This is a genomic window from Dyadobacter sp. LHD-138 (assembly GCF_030929615.1).
Classification (GTDB): domain Bacteria; phylum Bacteroidota; class Bacteroidia; order Cytophagales; family Spirosomataceae; genus Dyadobacter.
This window is the reverse complement of sequence record NZ_JAVFVU010000021.1, coordinates 123,911-148,237: the sequence shown is the minus strand read 5'-3', so window position 1 is coordinate 148,237 and position 24,327 is coordinate 123,911. Positions and strand designations below refer to the sequence as shown.

Annotated in this window: 13 protein-coding genes; 6 read left to right on the top strand and 7 right to left on the bottom strand. The window is 45.1% G+C overall.

Annotated elements, in window-relative coordinates:
* Positions 1-168: 168 nt before the first annotated feature.
* Entirely contained in the window at positions 169-1,140 is a 972-nt protein-coding gene (locus tag RB622_RS17005) for a zinc-binding dehydrogenase (protein WP_308047779.1), read from the bottom strand.
* Positions 1,141-1,212: 72 nt separating this feature from the next.
* Positions 1,213-1,797, bottom strand: coding sequence for a Crp/Fnr family transcriptional regulator (locus RB622_RS17000; protein WP_308047778.1), 585 nt, complete (start codon positions 1,795-1,797; stop codon positions 1,213-1,215).
* 349 nt (positions 1,798-2,146) lie between these two features.
* Between RB622_RS17000 and RB622_RS16995 the strand changes: the two genes are divergently transcribed.
* Positions 2,147-3,784 carry an ABC-F family ATP-binding cassette domain-containing protein gene (locus tag RB622_RS16995; protein WP_308047777.1) on the top strand — a complete coding sequence of 546 codons (1,638 nt, stop codon included), beginning with the start codon at positions 2,147-2,149 and terminating at the stop codon, positions 3,782-3,784.
* 93 nt (positions 3,785-3,877) lie between these two features.
* On the opposite strand, the gene RB622_RS16990 is transcribed toward RB622_RS16995, so the two are convergent.
* From RB622_RS16990 to RB622_RS16980, 3 genes are all read right to left on the bottom strand, one after another.
* On the bottom strand, positions 3,878-4,696 hold the full coding sequence (locus tag RB622_RS16990) for an SDR family NAD(P)-dependent oxidoreductase (RefSeq protein WP_308047776.1): 819 nt from the start codon (positions 4,694-4,696) through the stop codon (positions 3,878-3,880).
* 185 nt (positions 4,697-4,881) lie between these two features.
* Positions 4,882-5,262 carry a hypothetical protein gene (locus tag RB622_RS16985; RefSeq protein WP_308047775.1) on the bottom strand — a complete coding sequence of 127 codons (381 nt, stop codon included), beginning with the start codon at positions 5,260-5,262 and terminating at the stop codon, positions 4,882-4,884.
* 162 nt (positions 5,263-5,424) lie between these two features.
* The gene (locus RB622_RS16980) at positions 5,425-8,841 is read right to left on the bottom strand and encodes a ThuA domain-containing protein (RefSeq protein WP_308047774.1); all 3,417 of its coding nucleotides are present in this window, start codon (positions 8,839-8,841) and stop codon (positions 5,425-5,427) included.
* Positions 8,842-9,248: 407 nt separating this feature from the next.
* On the opposite strand from RB622_RS16980, the gene RB622_RS16975 reads away from it, so the two are divergent.
* Positions 9,249-9,986 carry an NrtR DNA-binding winged helix domain-containing protein gene (locus tag RB622_RS16975; protein WP_308047773.1) on the top strand — a complete coding sequence of 246 codons (738 nt, stop codon included), beginning with the start codon at positions 9,249-9,251 and terminating at the stop codon, positions 9,984-9,986.
* A gap of 293 nt (positions 9,987-10,279) precedes the next feature.
* On the opposite strand, the gene RB622_RS16970 is transcribed toward RB622_RS16975, so the two are convergent.
* Together RB622_RS16970 and RB622_RS16965 are read right to left on the bottom strand one after the other, a co-directional pair.
* Positions 10,280-11,437, bottom strand: coding sequence for an acyltransferase (locus tag RB622_RS16970; protein WP_308047771.1), 1,158 nt, complete (start codon positions 11,435-11,437; stop codon positions 10,280-10,282).
* Positions 11,438-11,652: 215 nt separating this feature from the next.
* Positions 11,653-12,474 carry an alpha/beta hydrolase gene (locus tag RB622_RS16965; protein WP_308047770.1) on the bottom strand — a complete coding sequence of 274 codons (822 nt, stop codon included), beginning with the start codon at positions 12,472-12,474 and terminating at the stop codon, positions 11,653-11,655.
* Positions 12,475-12,934: 460 nt separating this feature from the next.
* Here RB622_RS16965 and RB622_RS16960 point away from each other — a divergent pair, with 460 nt between their 5' ends.
* The 4 genes from RB622_RS16960 (at position 12,935) to RB622_RS16945 (ending at position 24,327) form a co-directional block, all read left to right on the top strand.
* Positions 12,935-18,823 carry an Ig-like domain-containing protein gene (locus tag RB622_RS16960; RefSeq protein WP_308047769.1) on the top strand — a complete coding sequence of 1,963 codons (5,889 nt, stop codon included), beginning with the start codon at positions 12,935-12,937 and terminating at the stop codon, positions 18,821-18,823.
* Positions 18,824-19,048: 225 nt separating this feature from the next.
* The gene (locus tag RB622_RS16955; protein ID WP_308047768.1) at positions 19,049-19,714 is read left to right on the top strand and encodes an RNA polymerase sigma-70 factor; all 666 of its coding nucleotides are present in this window, start codon (positions 19,049-19,051) and stop codon (positions 19,712-19,714) included.
* A gap of 126 nt (positions 19,715-19,840) precedes the next feature.
* The gene (locus RB622_RS16950) at positions 19,841-20,845 is read left to right on the top strand and encodes a FecR domain-containing protein (protein ID WP_308047767.1); all 1,005 of its coding nucleotides are present in this window, start codon (positions 19,841-19,843) and stop codon (positions 20,843-20,845) included.
* Entirely contained in the window at positions 20,842-24,327 is a 3,486-nt protein-coding gene (locus RB622_RS16945) for a TonB-dependent receptor (RefSeq protein ID WP_308047766.1), read from the top strand. Before RB622_RS16950 ends, RB622_RS16945 begins: the two co-directional genes overlap by 4 nt.

Below are 24,327 nucleotides of genomic sequence, written 5' to 3'. Positions count from 1 at the left end.
CAGCACCTGCTTTATTACTCAGAAATGAGCGTTCGGGAAATCGTTTGCACGTTTGGCTACGAAAACGATAAATAGCTTATCTGTTTGTTTGAAAAAGAGACAGGCGCTTCAGCTGCGAACTTCGAAAAAGCCAGAAACCTAAATGGCGGAAAAGCTATCTGAAAGCACTCAGATGGTCACAACCAAACGCTTCCCGCCCGGAACCTCTAAATCCCATAGGTCAGCAATGTCGGAGAGCTTTGCCAAAGTAGTTTCTACCTTTAACTTCCCTTCGGCTGCCAATTGAAAAGCCTCAGGTAGTATTTCTGTCAACGCCAGACCAACTTCGTGCTTAGACCATGAGCCGAGACCAGAGCCTGTCAGAGTCAGATCCACACTGCGCAGAACGGCTGCGGAGAGCTGCATCTGATCCCCCGACATGCTACCTACGGAAACATAACTTATGGGTCGGGTGAACATGCCTGTTCCTTTCAGAACCTGCAATATTAGCTCAGCCGTGTGGCCCCACAGGTAATCGATCACGATATCGATGGGCGTATGATGATGTATAGCCGCCAGTTGTGCTGTGAACTTTTCGTCAGTTTGCTTCAATGAAACTGTTTCGTCGGCCCCAAGAGAAAGCAGATCTTCCAGAGATTGCTGATTTCGGCCAGTTGCGATCACTTTTTTTGCACCGTAATATTTAGCCAGTTGTACAGCTACGCGGCCAGTCACGCCGGTAGCGCCGTTTATTAGCACGACATCTCCCGTATGAATGTTGGCTTTGAACTTCAAACCCATCGCTGCGCCGATGACGGCATTCGGTAAGGCGGCGGCGGTAGCATTGTCCAGGCTTTCAGGCAGCCTCACGATGCGGTCTTTGTGAATCACTGCTTTTTCGGCCAGCATACCACTTACGCCCATGCCATAAACCCTCGTGCCATCAGCGAGAAGACAAACGCCATCACCGCCAATCAACGCGCCGTGGTCTTTGGGTGCAACGCTCGCATAGTGTTTGCCCGACGCCATACTTTTATCCAGATGTTTAATGGCCACAGCTTTTACACGCACCAGTACTTCATCGTCATTTTGTATCAGGGGTTCAGGAAAATCCGTGTATCGGGGTCTTTCTTCATTGGGATAAATAACTGCTGCTTTCATTTTGTTCTGGTTTGATATAAGCCAAAATTAGAGCAGATGAGAGCCCCGTGACGATAACATATGTTATCAAATTTAAAAATGCGGCTTTCCTTTGGCCAGTTTACTTTTGATCCGGCTTAGGTGCACCGTGCTTACGGCCAGATAGGAGGCGATATAATGCTGGGGCACCCGCCTGATGATATGCGGCCGGTCGGTAAGTAAGCGCTGATAGCGTTGCTCGGGTGTGTCGCGAATAAAGGAGAGCAGCTCATCGTTGTAGTGCCTTTGCCGGCTGGCCGTTATTTTCAACAGCATTGACATAAAGCCAGGCTCATGGCTTAGCTCGTCGAGCAGTTGTAGCACATAGGTTCTGGGCAAAAGATAAAGGACGGAGGGCTCTATCGTCTCAATGGTCAAGGAGCTGGGCACCTCGTTGACAAAACTGTCTATAGAAGAGAATCCTTCATTTTCAAAAAAGAACTGGACGGTTTTGTCATCACCGTCTTTAAGGAAGAAAGCGCGTACACAGCCCTGCTCAATGAATGTATAGTGCTGCGATACTTTTCCTTCTTCGAGCAGGACCGTTTTGGCCGGCACTTCCAGTCGTTGCTGAAATGGTAAATATTTATCCCAATAAAGATTTAGCTGCGGAAACTGTTTTCGGAAATGAAAAACCATAGCATCAGTCAATAAACGTTTAATGCCAAAACTATGACACTTTGGCGATTTTATGCCAATTTACGGTGCTGGATGTGAACAAAAAAATCGGGCCGGATTTTGGTTACTTCCATCAGAGAATTATCATTTCATAACAAATATTCCCGCATGGCAGGGGCCGAAAATCACTTATAAGAAAGAAGTATACAACACACCAGTTTTACGGTAGTAAATCCTACGGACAGACCAGGCAGCAACTGACAATTTACTGTTTTTTAAATGGGTGAAAAGTATTAAAGGATCAAAAGTTGACTTTTTTCGTTTCTTTCAGTCGTATAATCGTAGCTTTGCGGTTTCAAAAAATTAGCAAATGATTACAATTGAAAATTTGGCCGTTGAATTTAGCGGTTCTGTCCTTTTTAGCGAAGTTTCCTTCGTTATTAATCCTACTGATAAAATTGCCCTGATGGGTAAAAATGGAGCGGGGAAATCCACAATGATGAAAATTATTGCTGGTGAACAAAAAGCCAATCGTGGCCATGTACGCGCACCTAAAGACGCCGTTATTGCTTATTTACCACAGCATTTACTTACCGAGGATAACTGTACCGTTTTCGAAGAAGCGGCCAAAGCATTCAAGCAGGTTTTTGAAATGCGTGCCGAAATGGAAAAACTAAATCTTGCGCTCGAAACCCGCACAGATTACGACAGTGATGAATATATGGCGATCATCGAAGAGGTTACCGAACTGGGTGAAAAATACTATCAGCTGGAAGAGGTTAATTATGACGCGGAGGTTGAGAAAGCTTTGAAAGGATTAGGATTTAGGCCAGAAGATTTTCAGAGACAAACCAAGGAATTCAGTGGAGGGTGGCGTATGCGTATTGAGCTTGCCAAAATATTATTGCAAAAGCCGGACCTTATTCTCCTGGATGAGCCTACAAACCATATTGACATTGAATCCGTGATGTGGCTGGAAGATTTTTTGGTGAATAAGGCAAATGCAGTAATGGTTATTTCCCACGACCGTGCCTTCATCGACAATATTACCAACCGTACGGTTGAAGTAACCATGGGGCGGATTTTTGATTATAAAGCCAACTATTCGCATTATTTGGTATTGCGAGAGGAGCGCAGATCACATCAGGTTAAGGCGTATCAGGAACAGCAGAAAATGATTGCTGATAATATGCAATTTATCGAACGCTTTCGCGGGACATACTCCAAAACCAATCAGGTTTCCTCCCGTGAACGCATGTTAGAGAAACTGGAAATTATTGAAATTGATGAAATTGATAATTCTGCCCTAAAACTTCGTTTCCCACCTTCGCCACGGTCAGGGGACTATCCGGTTACTGTGAAGGATGTTTCAAAATCCTACGGAGATCAGGTTGTGTTTAAAAATGCCAGCATGACTATTTCAAGAGGGGAAAAGGTATCATTTGTGGGCCGAAATGGTGAAGGTAAATCTACGATGATTAAGGCTATCATGGGCCAGATCGATGTGGATGGAACCTGCCAGCTTGGGCATAATACAAAGGTTGGATATTTTGCGCAAAACCAGGCTTCCTTATTAGATCCTAATCTGACTATTTTTCAGACGGTGGACGAGGTCGCAGAAGGAGATGTGAGGACCCAGATCAAAAATATTTTGGGAGCCTTTATGTTTCAGGGTGAAGATATCGACAAAAAAGTAAGTGTTTTGTCCGGTGGAGAAAAGACGCGGCTTGCCATGGTGAAGTTGCTCCTGGAACCTGTAAACTTGTTAATTCTTGATGAACCTACGAACCACCTGGACTTAAAGTCAAAGGATGTTTTGAAAGAAGCACTTAGAAACTTTGATGGCACGTTGGTGCTGGTCTCTCACGATCGTGATTTCTTACAAGGGTTATCCCAAAAAGTCTTCGAGTTCAAAGACAAACGTGTAATCGAGCATTTTGAAACGATTGATGCCTTTCTGGAACGAAATCGGATAAAAAGTATAGCAGATCTTCAACTTGTTAAGTAGATACGGTTTTTACCAAAACAAAGTAGCGGAAATCTCATAGTCCCTAAATTTAAATCCCAGCCTGTTTAAGGAAGACCATGAAGGAATATTGGTCTACATCACCACTTTTTTCATCAATTTGCCAATCATGTTCGTGGCAAATTTTGGGTTAAAGCGGTACAGCAGATCCAGCATGGTGGCATCTTTTCCAACGGTTACCCGAAATCTGTCTTTCTCCATGGCCGAAATAATTATTTCAGCGGCTTTTGATGGAGACAGTGACATTTTACTCGCCATGGCGACATTTTTAGGATCACTCATGTCAACTTTGGATTTTCCCAGACCTGAGTTTTCTGTAATGTTGGTGGCTACCGCTCCCGGGTGGACGACCGTTACTTTGACAGATGTATCTTTGAGTTCGATATAAAGTCCTTCGGTAAAAATTTTGACGGCCGCTTTGGCTGCACCGTATATCGTTTGCTTGGGAAACGGAATGAAGCCTCCCATACTCGAAACATTTACAATATGCGCTTGTGGTCTGGTCAAAAAAACGGGCAGAAATGCCTTCGTCAGATAAACGGTTCCGTAGAAGTTCACATCCATAACCCGCGTTATTTCCTCAATCGTCAGCTCGTTCACGGGGATGAATTTCTGTATGATCCCAGCGTTATTGATGATACCATCTACCGAACCAAAGTGCCGAATTACCTGATCGGGCAGGGCCATAACTTTTTCCTGGTTTGTAATATCCAGTTCATAACCCTTGAAGCGGTCCGGGCCAACCCCGGCTATTTTTTGTGTTTCAGCGAGCCCGGCCATGTTGATGTCGATACCGGCCACATTGGCATTTTTTTTCAGTAGCAGCAGACTTAATTCCCTGCCGATGCCATTTCCTGCACCTGTTACGACGATGGTTTTGTTATTTACTTGCATATTAGCCTTTCTCACAGACTTTGGAGGACACAAGAGTTCTTTTGCAAGAAGTTTCGCTCTTATGAGAAAACTTCTTGCAAAACCAGCTCCCTTAATCTAATGAGGTTTATTTTGGATGAATAATTTCTCTACTTCTTTAAGGCTTCAACATTTTTTGCAACTGATTTTAAATCAGCTGCTGCTATTTACGGGGCTACCACCCGAACGCCTTCGGCATCAAACATGCCCATCATGCTCCCTTTCAAATGGTTCTCGTCCACCTTATCCATATCCAGGTTTACATTGTAACCTTGTGCCGAGAAACTAATGATGATCTTTTTATCGGTTTCTTCGATACTGGAAATTTCCATGGTTGTTTCTTTCGCATCTGCATCACGAGCCGTGAGATTTCCAACCAGTTTTCCATCTTTACGACTCAGGTTAGCTATAAACTTAGCGTCACCCTCTGGTGTTCCAATCACTTTTAATTCCCATTTACCTGCCCAAAAATCAGCAGGCGCTTGTGAAAAACCAATCACAGAAATCCCTAATAGGACCATGGATAATACGATTCGTGCTTTTTTCATTGTTTTCATAGTTTTGGTTGTTTTAAAGTTTAAAATTTTACCAGGAGTAAGTTCTAAAAGGGACCACAGGAAGACCATTTGGCCCGAAAAGATTGAATTGTGCGTTGTTTCTAAAAGCTAATCTAACAGCAACAGTTTTTTGAACGTGGCCTGAGGATACTTTCACTTTACTACCGGCGATTCCAGTTTGAATTCTATTCCGGAAATCAGCATCAATGAGCGCTGTTCGGGACTTGGATTCACAAACACCAAAAAGACGTCGTGCATTTTGCCATCGTGGTTTTCAGGGAGTTTTACAGGTGCTTTTAGCGCCATACTTCCTCCCGGCATTATGGACTGCGATATTCCGACCAAGGTGCCCTTCGCGCTGTCCAGGCGAACTTCGATAGCTCCACCTTTGGTGATTATACCTTGCTGGGGCGCTATGGCAGCTACAACCACTTCATCAATATGTTTTAGATCAATTTGTTTGAGCTTCACAAAAGCCCCATCTTTTGAAGGGATGAGCATGTTTTTATTGCCCGTAGCAACCTTTCTTACTTCATCATACGCATCGAATGTTGTCAGGCCAATTTTTGAGTTTTTCAATATCAAAGTCTTCTCATCTTTCAAAGTTGGCAGCCCCTGCATGCCATGATCCTGATAAGCTGCCCTGACTATAAATACACCTTCGCCTTTGTCTCCCTCAGGAAGTCTGGCTGAAAATGTACCGCTGGTTGGTAGTGATGCTTTTATATTTTCGTCCGCTATGTTCAGGATATATTTAACAATTTCTGATGCGTCAGTTTTTGAGATCTGTGGATGGGCAGCCATGGCGGTTTCGCCCCAGGAGCCACTTCCGCCATTGATGATTTTCATGGAGAGCTTGTCAATAGCGGTGGTATTTCCTTTGTATTTTTGAGCTATGGCCACATAAGTCGGGCCAATCGATTTTTTGTCACGCCTATGACAAGCCATACAATCACTGGCATCCATCAGTATTTTACCTTTTGCGGCGATGGATTTATTATCAGCAGCCTGATGTCCTATCGCCACGGCTATTTTGTCATATCCTTCCGCCAAATAATCAATATTTACAGCCACGCTGGCCGCCGATATTCCCTTACCCAAATTGCCGTCTTCCTTATCATTTACATTTACTACGTAATTGAACGGTTTGTTTGCCGAGTAAAATGACTTATTGCTGCCAGGTAAACTTAAATGCACGACTGGCACTTCGTTGCCTGCGGTGATTTCGATGGCTTGTGTGCTGATGCCTCCCTTACCATCGTTGGCAGTGAGGGTAGCATGGTATACACCTTTTTGGACCAAATTAAGTGTGACGTCTACCGTATTGAATGACTTGTTAAAACCATTCTTTGAGGTGATTTTCCATGAATATTTTATTGGGTCCTCGTCGGCATCTTTAGTGCCCTTTGCGGAAAGTTTCACTTTTAGCGGTATTGAACCGCCCATTTTGTCCGCTGTGAGTTGAATCTGGGGTTTTCGGTTTCCAGCATTGTACTCAATTCGTATCAACCGTGCATCGTCGTTGTGCGCAAACCAGCCGGCTCCATATTCCAGCATATATAAATCACCATCAGGACCAAATTCCATATCGATTGGATTGCTGAATTTTTGACTTGGCATGAAGCGTTCCATTGATTCGAACCTGCCGTCTTTGTCCAGGGTTACCACCATAATCCAGCCGCGCATCCATTCATAAATGAATAGTTTTCCATCATAATATTTTGAAAATGAATGTGCTGCGTTTTTGAATTGGTCACTATAAAAAATGGGACCTGCCATCGCATTTCTTCCTCCGCTTCCTATTAAAGGAAATTCTTTCGATTCACCATAACCGTACGATATAAACGCTGGCTGCGCAGGTGGAAGCACCTTTAAGCCTGTATTGTTGGGCGAATTATTTGCAGGAGCTGCCGCATCCCATTTATTACCGGACTTTTTGGTCGCAAAATCGTATTGCACATAGGGCCTGTTGTCTGCAACAAAGTAAGGCCAGCCGAAATTTCCTGCCTTTCTGGCTTGGCCAATTTCATCAAAGCCTTCGGGTCCGCGGGCAGTATCTGCCTTGACTGCGTCCGGACCTACCTCTCCCCAGTATACGTAGCTATTTTTTTTGTCAACTGAAATCCGGTAAGGGTTACGATGTCCCATGGAAAATATTTCCGGCCGGGTTAACGGAGTTCCTTTTGGAAACAAATTTCCATCCGGGATCGTGTAAGTACCATCCGGCTGCGGTTTTATTCTCAAAATTTTACCACGTAAATCATTGGTGTTGGACGCTGACTTTTGAGCGTCCCAGGGATTTCGTCCTTCCCGTTCGTCTGTTGGATTGTATCCATCAATGCCTTGGGGATTGGTATTGTCACCAGTTGAGAGATACAGATTGCCATCTTTATCAAAATCGATCGAACCACCTGTATGAATGCATTCCTGGCGTTGTACTGGAATTTCCAGCAATACTTTTTTAGACGCAATCATTAACTTATCCTCGCGCAGTTCGTAGCGGGTAAGCACATTTTTAGGTTCATTGGGCAAAGAATAATATAGATAGATCCAATGGTTCTGACTGAAATCAGGGTCCTTGTGCAGTCCAAGCAACCCATCCTCCGAAATGCCGCCGCCGCATTGCAGACAAACGGGTATTGTTGCTAACGTTTTCAGCTCTTTGGTTTTATTGTTGTATAACCTCACGTCACCTTTTCGTTGAATAAATAATACCCGATCATTATCCAACACCGACAGTTCGGTCGGTTCGTCTAGTTTATCCCTTAAAATCACCTTTGAAAACCGATTTTCTTCCGGCCTGGCCTTTGTGTAATCAATTGGCTTGGGTGCAGCATCACCACCGGAGGCGTACTTTATGCCGGCATATAAATGGTCCAGGAATATCCTGTTGGTAAACGTTTCATCGGTATGTCCCATGCCTGTGTAAAACGAGCGTCCCCCATCAAATTCCTGATACCAGCTCATGGGATGAAAATCGCCGTTTTTGCCTCCCTGATAACTCTTTTCGTCGAGCCTCAGGACCACATTGATTTTGGGCGAAATATTTTTGAAATTGTAAAACTCGTCGGTTTTATCAAATTCATCTGGCATTCCTTTCGTTAACCAGTGTTGTTTCTGCGTTACGACAAATTGGCCTTGCTGAATATTATTTGGGGTGGGGTGATCTAAAAATACGGCTCCGACCAGTTTGCCGTACCAGGGCCAGCCATATTCGCAATCCGCTGCACCATGGACACCTACATATCCGCCGCCGGCCTGGACGTACCGCTCAAATGCTTCCTGCTGAGAATTGTTAAGCACATCGCCGGTTGTATTTAAGAAAATGACAGCGTTGTAGTTTTTTAGATTTTTGTCATTGAATGCTGAGGATTCTTCCGTAAAGTTGGCGGTAAACCCTCTTTCCCTGGCCATATGTGCTAAGGCTTTTTGACCAGCCGGTATAGACTCATGTCTAAACTCAACAGTTTTGCTGAAAACCAGCACATTGATTTTAGACTGTGAAAAACCTAATAAGGGGAACAGCAAGTACAAAATTGCGGTTGTTAGCACCTTTGTTCTGGACATCATCTTTATGATTATTTAATTATTTCAAGACAAAGTTAGAAAAATAAATTATATTGTATATAAATAAATACAATAAATATTATAAAAAATATTGTTTTTGATTTGACTATGGGAAGATTTGCTAATTTCGCGGTATTGGTAGTGAAAAGTGACCGGGAGATTTCTGATATCGCCCATTAAAATATGTGCCGGGGATTGATTTCCACCGCAGGGATCATTTGCACTTAGTTATTAATATCTATTGAAGTGACTTTAAATATTGAGTAATCTGCGACTATTGCTTAGTTTGGCAGATTCTTATAAAATACCTTTAGACGCAATGGTTGCGGGAGAAATGCTAACTTAATTAACTTATTGTTAATCAGAATTATAGGTTGTGTAGTCCAGATTTTTGATCCAAGTTCCTAAACATGAAAAAAATACCCATCAGTAATTTTGATAATTATATTCCGCATAACGGTATAGATTGTGTCATATTCGGCTATGAGAAAAAGCAATTGAAAGTCTTGGTTGCCAAGCTAAACTTCGAGGGTGATTTCTATGCACTGCCTAGCGGGTTCATTGGGCATGGTGAAGATATTGACGCTGCCGCGCAAAGAATTCTCAAGGAAAGAACTGGCCTCAATAACGTTTATCTGGACCAGTTTCGTGTTTTTGGCAAAGCCAACAGGAATACAAAAGCGTTTCTGGATAAGTTAATTGATCGGAATCCTGATTTGAGACCCAATGAGCAGGATCCTATGGATCAGTATCAGTGGTTTACCAAGCGTCAGATTTCTATTGGCTATTATGCGCTTGTGGATATTACAGTTGCTAAGCCCAACATTAGTGACTATGACCAGTCCATCGACTGGTATGATATCCATGAAATTCCTGAAATGATTGTAGATCACAATGAAATTACCGGGGAAGCCTTAAAGGTCTTGCGAAGCGATATTAACGAAAAATTGAACGCATTTAATCTTCTTCCTGAAAAATTCACCATGAACGAAATTCAGGAGATTTACGAGACCATCAATGAAAAGACGTATATAAGAACCAATTTTCAAAAGATGATTTTGGAACTCAATGTTTTAGAAAGGCTGGAGAAAAAATTTACCGGGGCCAAGAACAGAGCGCCCTTTTTGTACCGGATGGTTCAAAAATAGTTATGTGCGCTGAGGCTTCGGTCAGCGGATTGGCGATATTTCCTAAGGAACCAGTTATTATGATTTTCTTTTTTTGTCCGTTTATTTGCTGTTGCGAAGTTCCGCAGCAGCAAACTTTGTTGCAGTCGAATGTAGGTTATTGTGATTACGGTTCGGGTGTTGGTTCTGGGTATTCATGAATTGCGGCCCATGGCGAACCGCAGATAAAATATCCTTAAAGGACGACTGGCTGGTAGAAACAATAATTGAATAGCCACGATGCCTCGTTCCATATGGATATCAGTGCATTTTACTTAAATTACTTTGTTGATTCCAGGGATTTTAACAACGACATGCCCCAGAAGAAAGCTAAGCAATACCCCAAGAGGCCCGACAATTAGAAATTTAAATGCAGGATCAATCGCCCAGCTTTTGGCAATTAGCGATAGCGATATCAGCACCAGGGGATGTAAAATATATACAGCGAAAGAGCAGCGGGAAAGCTTGGCCAATAGTACGGAAGGTGTGTTCCAATATTGTTTTCCAAAGCAAAGTAACGCGGTGCAAATCGTAAAACCGGCGAGCTGTTCCCAGCTTGCGTACAATAGCGATTCTGGGTTAAAACCACCGCTAAACCATTCCAGAGCACTGTCAAATACGAATTTGAATGTGTAAATAACAGGAAAGCCGATCAGGATCAAAAAAGCCATTATGGTGGCCGTTTTTTTGTAACGCGAATATTCCAGCTGATCCAGCCATTTGCTGTTGGCTGCAACCAGGCCGAAAGTAAACATGGCAATGTATTGCGGGAAGTGCCCGAGCTGAAAACCAAATGGATTTAAAACCCAGCCCACAGGAAAGACGATTCTGACTAAAAAGCTGACGAAGCCTACTCCTAATGAAACTAATAAAATCCTGTTGACGGAAGGTACTTTCCATATTCCAGTTTCGGAAGTTTGAAACCGCCGGACTAAAATGTAAACTCCTGTAAATAACAAAAGTGCCAGCACAAACCACAGCACACCAAAACTTATCCAGCCATCGTATCCCAATAGAAACTGCAAAAACGTAATATGATGGTTGCTTCCGTAGTAGTAAACCAGATAATTCATACAGGGCGAAAGCACAAATGAATAAAAAAGCAAAGGAACGCCGAAACGCAGTAGGCGGTCTGCCACAAATACCGCCGCGCCTTTTTTGTCCAGAGAAGAGGGGGTGAAAAGTGCCGACAGGAAAAAGAAAAATCCCATAAAAAATGCCTGATTTGTCGACACGAAGATGGTCATGGGAATGATGGCACCAGCGCTTTCGGTTTTTTCGGAATAATACCAGGATCCCGGTCCGCCGTAAGTGACGCAGGCATGATGTAAAATCACCAGTGCTGTCAGCATTACTTTGAGATTATCAATATAAACGACTTTACTTCTCGGTTGGTTTTGCAGGATTGTCGGTTCTTTTGCAATGGCTGACATTATATATTGATCTAGTTTATATTGAACTAAAAATTAATGCTTTTTAGTTTGATGTGTTTTATGGGGCGGAAGTTGCATTGGGTTATCATAAATAAATTTTTTTAGATCGTGATGTAAAAAGCCGTGAGCGACAGGGGTGTTTTACCCTGTTATGCGTAGTTTGAAAACGACGCATAACAGGGTTTAAAATAATTAGTTGTGGCAATTTAGATTCTCTACTCCTTAATAAAAGCCAAAAGATCCTTATTAATTGTCGCAGCTTCCGTTGTTGGCATGCCGTGAGGGAAACCCGGGTATGAAATAAGCTTCCCGTTTTTAACCAGTTTTACTGCTTTTACACCCGTAAGTTCGAACGGAACGATCTGGTCGTCTTCGCCGTGTAACACCAGTACAGGCACGTCCACACTTTTCAGATCTTCGGTGAAATCTGTTTCCGAAAATGCCTTGACGCAATCATAATGGGCTTTGATGGCGCCCATCATACCCTGACGCCACCAGTTGTCGCGGATACCCTGGGATATGGTTGCGCCTTCGCGGTTATAGCCATAAAACGGTATCGTGAAATCCTGAAAATATTGCGGGCGTTTGGTTGCCGTACCTTCACGTATTTCATCAAATATCGCCATTGGAATACCATCCGGGTTGCGCTCTGTTTTTGCCATAATTGGCGTAACAGCGCTGATCAGTACTGCTTTTGCAACACGACCTTTTCCATGTTTTGCCACATAACGAATTACTTCGCCGCCGCCGGTCGAATGACCAACGTGGATCGCATTTTTCAAATCAAGTGCTTTGGTAAGCTCAGCAACGTCAGCGGCATAGGTGTCCATATCATGGCCGTCGGCGGTTTGGCTTGAACGGCCGTGTCCTCTGCGGTCATGCGCGATAACCCTGAACCCCTGGCTCAGAAAAAACATCATTTGCGCATCCCAGTCATCACCGGATAATGGCCAGCCGTGATGAAAAACGATCGGCTGCCCGGTTCCCCAATCTTTGTAATAAATTTTGGTACCGTCTTTTACTGTGATTTTAGCCATGTTTTTAGTTGAAAGGTTATGAACAAAGTTTTTTGGAAATATATTTTTACAACCAAAAAATTGTGCCTGCTCAATCCCACGGACCCCGTTTAAATGACTATTGCTAACGCTAAACGCTATATGATGCGGGGTAATCTGATGTTATCACACCCCCGATACTGCTGCGGGGAAGATTGTTGATTTTCCCGATCGTGGCCGATGCGAGGATGGTCAATCGCCAAATAACTGCCGCTATTGCCTTCCAGGAGTTATCGCTCTGACCCATTCCATTGTAATTATTAAAATATCAAGTTTATATATGGGGATTTTACTTTCTCGATTGTCTGTAAGGCTGTCTTTTATTTTGTTGCGGTAATTATTCCAAAAAATCATATGTCCTTTTAATCAACGAGGCATTTGTTTTAGAAATAGGGACGGGCAGGACTAGAGCAGAAAATTACTCTTTACTAAAACAATTGTTATGAGAAAATGTATGCAAATCATGCTGCTGGTTATTGCATTGGCCGGAGCACTCAGTTTTACGGCTTCGGCTCAGATCTACAACTGGAAGTCCGTCCGGATGGGTGGCGGAGGTAACGTTACAAGCATTAAGGCACATCCGAAGGTCCCAAATCTTTATTTTATTACGACTGATGTTGGTACGCCCTACCGCTGGAACCATGGGGCTCAGAAATGGGAAGACCTGATGTGGTATAATAAAATACCAACGACGTACTGGAATTGGGAAGCGGCTGCCAAATGCGGAGATCTTGCTTTCGATCCGAGCGACGTAACCGGAAACATTCTTTATGCTACGCATCAGACCGGAAAAGGTACGGTGCCAGGTGGTGGAACTGCTCCCGGAACGGTCATGAAGTCAGTTGACCGGGGTGCTACCTGGACCGACCTCGAGCTTCGGATCACAGTGCTGCCCAATAGCGACCAGACTTATACCGACCGTCTGGCTGTCGATCCGAATAATAGTAATGTTGTGTATGTAACAAGCCGGGCAAACGGTACCTATAAAAGCACGGCAGCAGGTGCCGTAGGATCCTGGACGAAGGTGAACACCTCATTGCCGGATTCCGTGTCTGGAAGATTTATCTTTTTTGACAAAAGCGGAGGCGTGGTCAACGGCGTTACCCGGAATATTTTTCTGGGTGCCAAAGCAGGCGTATACCGCAGTACTGACGGAGGAAGCACTTTTGCATTGATGGCTGGTAGTCCTGGAGAGCCCCGACGCGCCAGTATCAGCGATGACGGTACTTTTTTTGTCTCGCAATTAACTGCAACCGCAACACGTCCGTTGGGAGGTAACAAATTGAGCAAATGGAATGGAAGCAGCTGGACAGATATCTCGCCTATAGCCGGTAAAGAATTTAGCGGCGTAGGTGTGAACCCTTCCAATAGTAATGAGGTGATTGTCTCAACGACCGGTTCCTGGAATCATGATATCGCTTACCGCAGCACAACCGGCGGGAGTGCTGGCAGCTGGTCATCGATGGTCCCGGCAACCAGGGATGCTACCGAAGCGCCTCATTCCGGCGGAGACGGTGCTAATGGAAATATTGGTCATAATGTCAATGGTTTTGCCTGGGATCCGTTTAATACGGGTCAGGTCTGGTTTTCGGATATGCTTGATGTTGGCCAAACGACCAACGTATGGGCCTCAAGAGTTACCTGGAAATTGAGAAACAACGGATTGGAAGAAATTGTAGTTGCCGGTCCGTTGGTTTGCCCGCCTTCGGGTCCTAACTTCCTGATATCAACCACGGGTGATGTCGGTGGTTTTGATCATAAATCGCTTGATGTTCCGCCTGCAAAGGGGATTGCCAACTTTTTTATAACCAATACGGGGTCGAATACATCCGGAGGAGCAGTACAATACAACGATCCGAACTTTATTGCACGGGTAGGGAGCGATGGCTGGAATGGCATCGGAATAGGAGGATACTCAACCGATGGTGGACTATCATACAACAAGTTTACTTCCATTGCCGGGGCAAGAGGTAGAATCGCCGTGTCTGCCACCAGCAGAAAAATGGTCTGGGTAACGCAGGGAGGCCTTACTTATCAGTCATCCAACCTCGGAACCAACTGGACGGCTGTCAACGGTATTCCTTCGGCGGTTTTAAAACCAGGAAGTATTTACGATATCTGGGCAGGCATGCAACCATTGGCTGCGGATAAGGTAAATGGTGATATCTTCTATATTTATGCAAATGGTAAAGTTTATGTCAGCACCGATGGCGGTGTGAATTTTGCAGCAGCAGCCAGCGATTTGCCCAATGTAGGTAACGTGGCCCAAATGAATGTAGAAACAACTCCGGGAAAGGAAGGAGATCTCTGGATCGCATTCTCTGGCAACGGACTTTATCACTCCACCGATACGGCCAAAACCTTTACGAAAATAAATCCTACTATTATTACAAGGCCGAAATGGGTTGCTGTCGGAAAGGCTGATCCGGCTGTATCGTCCAATCCGGTGATCTATGTAAGTTCGGAAGGAACTGCGATCAATGGTGTTTCCTACGGTGTTTTCCGTTCAGACGATAATGGTGCTAACTGGACAACGATCGCAAATCCTGTTCCGGGTACAGTGAGTAATATGGGGGCGGATCTGAATGGCAGAGTGTATCTTGGGATTGGTGGAAACGGGATCTTTGTTGGTGAGCCAGCCGGTGGCCCGGTGGTCTCGGTATCTGTGACGCCAGCGTCCGATTCTGTTATTGTTGTCCATACTTTACAGTTGAAATCGACCTTAACACCTGTCTACCCGACCAACAGCGCTGTAAGCTGGACGTCTTCTGATGCGGCCATTGCAAGTGTGGATGCTAACGGACTGGTGACAGGTGTAGCTGTGGGAACAGCTACGATTACGGTGACGACGCAGGATGGAGGGAAAACAGCTCAGAGTATCATCAGGGTTACTGCGCCGAACGGAGTTACCGGTGTAACATTGGATCCGGCAATATCCGTAGGATTGGGAACCACAAGAAACTTAACGGCAACTGTTTTGCCAGCTACCGCGACAAACAAAAATGTTTCATGGATTTCTTCGGATACCACGGTAGCGACAATTAATGCCAGTGGTTTGGTAACAGCGCTGAATTTGGGCTCAATGACCATTACTGTTACCACGCAGGACGGTGCCAAAACGGCTACCAGTGCTTTGACGGTAGGAACCGTCGTTCGCGCCAATAATTGCGGAGGACCAACCATTGGCAGTTTTATTGCCGATACACCACAGTCGGCTTCGATGTGGGTTTCATCGACTGCGACGGCCATTGATTTGGCAGCTGTTACTAATCCTGCACCGGCAGATGCCTATAAGTCGCAGCGTAACAGCGGCCAGCCGCTCACGTATTCGTATGGAAATCTAATCCCAAATGCGCTGTATGTGGTACGGCTTCATTTTGCGGAAATTGCTGAGTCAATTACAGCAGGTAAGAGAAAGTTCAATGTAACGAGTCCTACGGTAGCCGATACGATACTGAAAAACTTCGATATTTTTACTACGGCCGGAGGTCGGTACAAAGGTATCGTGAGAGATTTTCAGATCCGGTCGAATGCCACGGGTGTAATCAACATTGTATTCCGTCCGATCGCCAATTTTAACTATCCTGCGATTAACGCCATTGAAGTAGGACTTACGCCGCTTACTTCGGTTTCTGTAAATCCATCGGCGACCTCTGTCGGTGTTGCCGATACAACACGCTTAACGGCTGTGATTTTACCGGTCAACGCGACGAATCAGCGCGTTGTCTGGACTTCTTCAAACTCTGCGGTGGTTAGTGTTGATGCTACCGGGCTGGTTAAGGGAGTTTCACCTGGAAGTGCTGTGATCACAACCACAACCAATGAAGGGAAAAAAACAGCCTCGTCAACGGTAACGGCTTCGAATACAGTGGTAACCGGTGTGATGGTGGATGCTACCGCAGCAGTGGGTGTAAATAATACCATCACGCTTTCGGCCACCGTACAACCTGCCAACGCAACAAACAAGGTGCTCACGTGGAGTTCTTCTAATACAGGAGTGCTCACTGTCAATCAGAATGGTGCCATCACAGGCGTGGCGCCCGGAACCGCAACGATCACCGTGACAACCCAGGATGGGGGCAAAACTGCCAACAGTGTGGTGACCGTGAGTAATGTATTGATTTCAACGGTAACGCTCAGCAAACCATCCGCGACGGTTGGCGTGGGAGATACAACTTCCATTAAAGCAACGGTTGCTCCGTTGAATGCAAGTAACAAAGCAGTGGTATGGAGTTCATCCAATCCGGCTGTTGCCACCGTAAGCAGTAACGGAATCGTTACCGCTGTTGCTGTCGGAACTGCTACCGTTAGGGCCGCAGCACAGGATGCCGGAGGCGTTTCATCCGGTTCAGCAATAACAGTTATCAGCGCCGGAGCATGTGGCGTGCTTACGAACAATAGTTTTGAAAGCAGCTTTGTAAACTGGATCAGAAACCCGAATAATGCCGCTGCAACCATCAGTACATCGGCCCAAAGCGGATTGAAAAGCGCTGCGATTACGGCCGATCAGGGAGCTATTAATTACGGAAAAACGATTCCGGTAACAGGCGGTACGGAAATTACGTTTGACGTATGGGCCAAAACAGAAGGTACGCCAAATCCTTCGAATGCCGCGCAGTTGATCATGCCATATTGGGCAGGTATCGGAATCGATTTCTATGATGCGCAGGGAGCCAAAATTACCAGTGGCACAACACAGTTCCAGGCTTACCCATCGCCAACGTCAAGCGTGTTTACCAAATTTACGGTAACCAAATTAGCACCTGCCAACGCGGCAACGATCGGTATCTGGGCTGCAAAAGCCGGTCCGAGCGGTAAGTTGTTGCTGGACGATTTCTGTCTGACCATCGCAGTACCTCCACTGGCTTCGCAAACGATTTCATTTGATCCTTTGGCTACAAAAATCGCCGGAGACAGTGATTTTGTTGCCAATGCAGCGGCTACATCCGGTTTACCTGTAAATTATTCGAGCTCTGATACTACTGTTGCTACCATTGTAAACGGTAAAGTTCGTCCGATCGCACCGGGTACAGCGGTGATTACTGCAAGACAAAATGGAAATGAAAGTTTCAGTCCGGCCGAAGCAGTTAGCCAAACGCTTGCCGTTTCTTCTGGCTTGAAAGTGCTTTATCAGGATGGTGACAACGGTCAGGTTGACAACAATAATGTGAAGCCTTATCTGAATATCGCCAATCAGGGCGCTGCGGCTGTGCCTTACAGTGAATTAAGTATCCGCTACTGGCTAACGGCAGAGAATTTTGCCGGGATAAACAAGTGGATTGATTTCGCACAAATTGGAAATAGCAAGGTGACCATGGAGTATGTGCCACTTGAAAAACCACGTAACGGAGCACTGGGGTATATGCTGTACCGTTTTGACAGCTCGGCAGGAAATCTTGCTGCGGGCGGAAATTCCGGACCGATTCAGTCGAGATTTGCCAACGCGGATTGGGCGAACCTGTCTGAACAGGACGACTATTCTTACGCCAATGCCGCTGCCTATACTGAAAACCAACATATTACTTTGTATCGCAATGGTAAGCTGTGGTATGGTATTGAGCCTGACACCACGGCTAACGTTCTGGACGTGAAAGTATACTCGGAAAGCAAAAACACAAGCGGAACAACGAATTCTATAAGCACCTGGCTTAAAATAGACAACAAAGGCAATCTGCCTGTGGATTATGCGGATTTAAGCGTTCGTTACTGGTTCACCGCAGATGGCACTTCCAGCCTGAACCACTGGCTGGATTTTGCTCAGCTGGGGGCAGGCAACATTGCAGCGCAGTTTGTTACAGGTCAGCAGTTTGTCAACGCAGATTCGTATTTTGAGTTGAAACCAGCTGCATCACTGGGTAAATTGCATCCGTTAAGCAGCACGGGAAATATTCAGTATCGTATAACCAAAGCCGACTGGTCGTCTTTTGATCAGTCCAACGATTATTCTTACAAAACTTCCGCACCTTTGGCTGAAAATAACCATATCACGCTTTACTACAAAGGTCAGTTGATTTATGGTCAGGAGCCGGCTGCGAGCGGGGCAAGAATAGGTCTTCAGTCAGAAACGGTCGCTGATAATAAGCTGACGGTGACGGTGCTTGGCAATCCTGTTGTCAAGGAACATGCTGATCTGGTTATCAGAGGTGCTTCGGGGTATCCGTTAAAAATGACGGTGACAGATTTGAGAGGTGTTCAGTTGTTTGAGAAAATAGTAAAAGACCCATCTCATACCGAGCAGCATGTTTTGCCCCTTGGAAAAAGTGCCGGTCTTTACCTGATTAACGTTACTTCACTGAATCAGCAAGTTGTGGTAAAATTGATAAAACCATAGGTTTATCCGATCAGTTGGCTTGAAAATATCCCGGGTGGAAACGTTCGGGATATTTTTTATGTACCTGAATGTCAATTTAAATGTATCCGTCATAGTATTTATTGGTAGTATATTTGTTTTGTGACTATTCTTTGAAAAAAAAATATTATTTCAGCATGGGGATGCGGCGCTCTGCCTTGTCTGTGTGATTAAATTGTTAATCCGTAGCCAGATCAATTCAATGATATGACAAATATTTTTACCCAAAAACCGCCAGAGCAGCCTTCCGGACCACAAATAAACGTTGAGAATACCGCGCACCAGGAGCCGCTAATACTTCATGACGAATATTTGATCCGGGAAATGTTTGGCCAGAATCCGCAGAAGGGCTGTGAGTTGCTTTTTAAGCGGTATTACACCAATTTGTGTAACCACGCAATCCGTTTCGTTCACTCCTCAGAGGTGGCGGAAGATATTGTTTCCGAGGTTTTTGCAGCTTTCTGGCAGAATCGCACGTTTGAACAAATTAATACTTCTTACCGGGCTTATCTTTTCAAATCGGTCCGTTACCGGGCTTACAATTATCTTAAGTGGGACCTTAATCGGACTTCGCCGCTTGAAGCAGTAAATTTCTCGGTTGTTACGCACACGCCCAATCCATATGAGGCCTTGCAATACAGTGAGTTGCACCAGCAGGTAGAGCGCATTATCCAGCAGTTGCCGCCGCAATGCCGCCGGGCTTATCTGATGAAACGGGTAGAGGGTAAAACGCTGGAAGAAATTGCGAAGGAACTTCAAATTACGCCAAAATCCGTGGAGGCGCTCATTACACGTGCCATTGCGAGGCTGCGTAACAACCTGAAAGATAGCTGGTTTTTGTGTCTGGCGATTTTGTTTTCTGCAAAATTATAAACAGGATATGGGGATAGCTATCGGGTACTTGTCTGAATGGCAAATCAGCACAAAATGACCGAGGCGAACACATTTAAATCCGTTTAAAACTGCGACCAGACTTATAAATTATTAAAAAATATACAGATGAAAGAACCGCTATCAAAAGATCTTCTGTTTGAATTTTTCGACGGAAGGACAACATCCATGCAGCGAAAGCTTGTCGAAGACTGGCTGGCTGAACCTGAAAACGAGGAGTTTTATTATCATTGCCTGAACGAATGGGAGAGTCATCATCCGCAATTTACACCGGCTGTTGACAACGCTTTTACCCGGTATCAGGCTTTAATGAATAGTGAGGAAACGATCTCTCAATCACTGGTTAATACAGAGATAAAGACTCGTCCGTTGTATCTCAGAGCATCGTTGTGGGGCGCCGTTGCGGCCTGCCTTGTACTTGCCTGCGGGTTTGTTTTTCAAAAGCAGCTGCTTTATCAATCACTTTCTTCGGCTAACGGACAAGTCGCTTCCTATCAGCTTTCGGACGGAACGCGGGTGGTGCTGAATGCCAATTCTGTGTTAAGGATTCCACGATTTGGTTTCGGTGATGGAACCCGCAAAGTGATACTGGAAGGTGAGGCTGAATTTAAAGTAATTCACACAGAAGAAAATAGCCGTTTTGTGGTAGCCATGGACAATGACTATTCCATTGAAGTGCTTGGTACCGAGTTTGTTGCTTTTTCCCGTGAGCGCGGCACGAAAGTGTTTTTGACAAAAGGGAAGGTGAAATTAAGCTTGCCGCGCGGAAAACAGCTTTATATGAAACCCGGAAATTTATTTGTAGCCGGGCGCAATGGCCAGTTTTCTGTAACACCTTCTGTGGCAGCCGAGCAGTTTACAGCCTTCAAAAGAGAAATGTTTTACTTTGATAATACACTGCTTTCGGAGGTTGTCCAGCAAATGAATGACCGTTTTAAAGTGAATGTACGTATATCCGATCCCGTTTTGGCGCGTCATCGCATCGGTGGTGTCTACAAGGCCCGGCAAGCGGACGATCTTTTAGAAATACTATCGGAGCTGCTTCATCTGGAAGTGGTAAAACATGAAGAATATATCGAATTAAGAAAATCAGATAACCATCTTAATCCATGACGAAAAGATTTTTACAAAAAACCGGCATTGTGCTAAGCATGTTATCGGTTCAGCAGCTTAGCATGGCCCAGCTTGTTTCCTTTGCAAGGCCGGTTGAAGTTTCTCATTCGCAACAACTCGGGACACGAATCAATGCAAAAAGTTTAAAGGATTTTCTGGCTGATTTGGGTAAACAATATCAGGTAAGTATTTTGTATGAGGAAAAAAACATCATCAATATCATGGTGCGGGATCAGGAACTTCCTGCCAACGCCAACCTGGAAAAAAAGCTTGCTGATATTTTAAAACCCTACAACCTGCGGTTTAAAAAAGCAGGAAAAGAAGCGTACGTAATTATCCCCAGAAACGAAAAAAGAGCGGTTGAGGCTGCAATGGCCGTGCTGAAACAGGAAACCGCGATGACGACCTCCTCTTTTGAATCAATTAAAGAAACGGCAACATCTATAAACCGTATCGTACGCCCGGACGAGACCATTATCAGGGGAAAAGTTACCGATCAAAAGGGGGAGTCTTTGCCGGGTGTGAGCGTGGTGTTAAAGGGTTCGCAGCGTGGGGTTATTACGGATGCTGCCGGCAAATTTGAGATTTTGACAGGATCACCGGATGCCGTTCTTATTTTTTCATTTGTAGGTTATCTTCCCCGGGAGGAGTTTGTTGCCAACCGCTCGGTGATTGATATTACGCTTTTGGTTGATGATAAGACGCTGGAAGAGGTGGTGGTGATTGGTTACGGAACAGCAAAGAAAAAGGATCTGACAGGAGCAGTATCGGTAGTCGGTCGCAAGGAGTTTGGTGACGTGGCGGCAACTTCTGCCCAGCAGCTTTTGCAGGGTAAAATTGCAGGGGTGCAGGTTATTAATTCCAGTGGATTGCCCGGTGCTAATGCCAAAATTGTCATCCGAGGTATCGGTTCTCTGACCAATTCTGACCCTCTTTATGTCATTGACGGGATTCAGGGCGGTGATATTAATTCAGTGAGTCCCTATGATATACAGGATATTACAGTATTGAAGGATGCGGCTTCGGTCGCTATCTATGGGTCATCAGCGGCGAATGGCGTTGTTTTGATCACCACCAAAAAAGGCAAAGCAGGGACGCCGAAGGTCACCTACAATGGCTATGTTGGGTTGGCCCGGCCATGGAAAAAGCTGGATATGCTTAATGCCAGTCAATATGTGCAGCTGGTCAAGGATATTGATAATGCCCAGGGTAACAAGGTGCCCGAAAAGCTAAATACACCGTATGTGCAGGAAACGCGCACGGACTGGCAAAAGGAGATTTTCAGAACGGCCAAAATAACGGAACACCATGTGAACGTGACGGGCGGAAGCGAGAAAGCGACGTACAACTTTTCAGCAGGCTATGCCAATCAGGAAGGTATCATGAGAAATTATGGTTATCAGCGGATCAACCTGCGCACGCAGCTGGAAGAACAAATCGGAAAGCGTATCCGTTTGGGGCAGACGATCAATTTTAAGTATAACCGGACGACCGGTAATGCGCCAAGTTTTGTGGAAGCGCTACGGATGCCTCCTTATGCGCCGACAATGGATCCGACCAACCTGGGTGGATACAGCAAAGTGACCACGATTATCGATCAAAACGATGCGCTTAACCCGCTTCCGGGTATTTACCTGACAGAGCGGTTGTCCAGAGGGATCTCTAATCTGTTTCAGCTTTGGGGGGAGCTGGAAATTATCAATGGGTTGAAATTCAGGACGCAGGCTAACATCGGTCTTTCGAGCAGCAACAGCTATAATTACACAGGGGAGTATCTGAATGGTAACACGAAAATTGACAGGAAAATTGACGAAAGTTATGGTTTCTCAGTCTCACCGATCGTTGAGAATATCCTGTCATACAATAAAACGCTGGGTCGTCATGATTTTAGTCTGATGGTGGGAAATACCTTCAATGAGGGTAACAGAAGCCGCGGTGTCAATTTAACAGGAGCCGGTTTTACAAATGATCTTATCAAACAGATCGGTGTATCCAAAAGCAACAGCATTACAGGCGCCAGCTCTGGAATTTATGCTTCACGTTCTTATTTTGGCAGGGTTACCTATGCTTTTCAGGACAAGTATCTGGTGAATGCATCGCTGCGTCAGGATATTAATCCTGCCTTCGGGAAGGCTTACCGTAAAGGAAATTTCCCTTCGGTTGGGGTAGCATGGAAGCTGGCTAATGAGCCTTTTATGAAAAATGTATCGTTTATTTCGGACCTGAAAATCCGCGGAAGCTGGGGTGTAACGGGGAATGCAAGCATCGGACTTTTCCTTACCGATCCGACTGTTTATCGTGGATATGGCAATAACAATATTGTGTATTCATTCGGAGACAACAAAGCCTTTTTGCAGGGCGCGACGATTACCCGGGTTCCCAACCCGTTCCTGAAATGGGAGGAAACAACACAGACCGACTTTGGGCTTGATTTCGGATTATTGAGAAACAGAATCCAGATCAGTTTTGACTATTACAAACGCAACAGTAAGGATCTTTTGCTTGATGTTAAACTTCCGGTGTCGACGGGGCTCGGTGATATTTATTCGGATGCAAGTATGGTGCAAAATGCTGCCAATGCCGTTAATAAAGGCTTTGAATCCGCGATTTCTTTTAACGGGCAAGCAGGCGGTTTCAATTACAGCATTTCGGCTAATGCAGGTTTTAATAAAAATAATGTGGTATCGCTCGGCAATGGCGGCCCGATTGTAAGTGGAACGACGAATGGGGGAATCAATATTACCAAAACTGATGTCGGCGCTGCCATTGGTTCCTTCTACGGCTTTGAAGTGGATCATGTGGTTTCCAGTGCCGCGGAGGTAGCAACGTACAACGAACTTGCAGTGGGCAAAGGATTCAAGAGTTATCAGGAAGGGTTAAAAGCGGGTGATATTGTGTATAAAGACAATAATGGAGATGGCCAGATCACGGACGCAGACCAGAAGTTTCTGGGTTCAGCCATTCCGAAATGGACTTATGGTGGTTCTGTCAATATTTCCTACAAGGCATTTGATCTTTCTATGGGATTGGCCGGTATCGGGAATGTTAAAGTTTATAATGCGATGCGTTACTGGACAGAGGGCACGACCCGTCCGTTTAACTCCTCCACAGCGGTGTTGTCCGCCTGGAAAAATGACAGTGATGTTACAGATATGCCACGATCAGGCCAGAACACACCATCAAACCTACGGGCTTCTGACAGGTTTCTGGAAAACGGATCTTTTATGCGCCTGAGAAATCTGACGGTTGGTTATTCCATTCCGAAAGCGGCATTGAACAGCGTGGCAGGAGAGACATTTTCAAGCTTCCGCCTTTATGTAACGGCCATGAATTTACTGACTGTGACCAACTACAAAGGATATGATCCGGAGGTAAGTGCTGCCAGCAGTGATGCCAAGTCGTTTATTTTTACAAGAGGGGTTGATATGGGGCAGTATCCTCAGCCGCGTACTTTCATGGTAGGGCTTCAGGTTGGTTTTTAA

Coding starts and splice junctions, on each gene's coding strand:
- RB622_RS17005 (WP_308047779.1), bottom strand. CDS start 1,140: ATGAAAGCAGCAGTTATTTATCCCAATGAAGAAAGACCCCGATACACG.
- RB622_RS17000 (WP_308047778.1), bottom strand. CDS start 1,797: ATGGTTTTTCATTTCCGAAAACAGTTTCCGCAGCTAAATCTTTATTGG.
- RB622_RS16995 (WP_308047777.1), top strand. CDS start 2,147: ATGATTACAATTGAAAATTTGGCCGTTGAATTTAGCGGTTCTGTCCTT.
- RB622_RS16990 (WP_308047776.1), bottom strand. CDS start 4,696: ATGCAAGTAAATAACAAAACCATCGTCGTAACAGGTGCAGGAAATGGC.
- RB622_RS16985 (WP_308047775.1), bottom strand. CDS start 5,262: ATGAAAAAAGCACGAATCGTATTATCCATGGTCCTATTAGGGATTTCT.
- RB622_RS16980 (WP_308047774.1), bottom strand. CDS start 8,841: ATGATGTCCAGAACAAAGGTGCTAACAACCGCAATTTTGTACTTGCTG.
- RB622_RS16975 (WP_308047773.1), top strand. CDS start 9,249: ATGAAAAAAATACCCATCAGTAATTTTGATAATTATATTCCGCATAAC.
- RB622_RS16970 (WP_308047771.1), bottom strand. CDS start 11,437: ATGTCAGCCATTGCAAAAGAACCGACAATCCTGCAAAACCAACCGAGA.
- RB622_RS16965 (WP_308047770.1), bottom strand. CDS start 12,474: ATGGCTAAAATCACAGTAAAAGACGGTACCAAAATTTATTACAAAGAT.
- RB622_RS16960 (WP_308047769.1), top strand. CDS start 12,935: ATGAGAAAATGTATGCAAATCATGCTGCTGGTTATTGCATTGGCCGGA.
- RB622_RS16955 (WP_308047768.1), top strand. CDS start 19,049: ATGACAAATATTTTTACCCAAAAACCGCCAGAGCAGCCTTCCGGACCA.
- RB622_RS16950 (WP_308047767.1), top strand. CDS start 19,841: ATGAAAGAACCGCTATCAAAAGATCTTCTGTTTGAATTTTTCGACGGA.
- RB622_RS16945 (WP_308047766.1), top strand. CDS start 20,842: ATGACGAAAAGATTTTTACAAAAAACCGGCATTGTGCTAAGCATGTTA.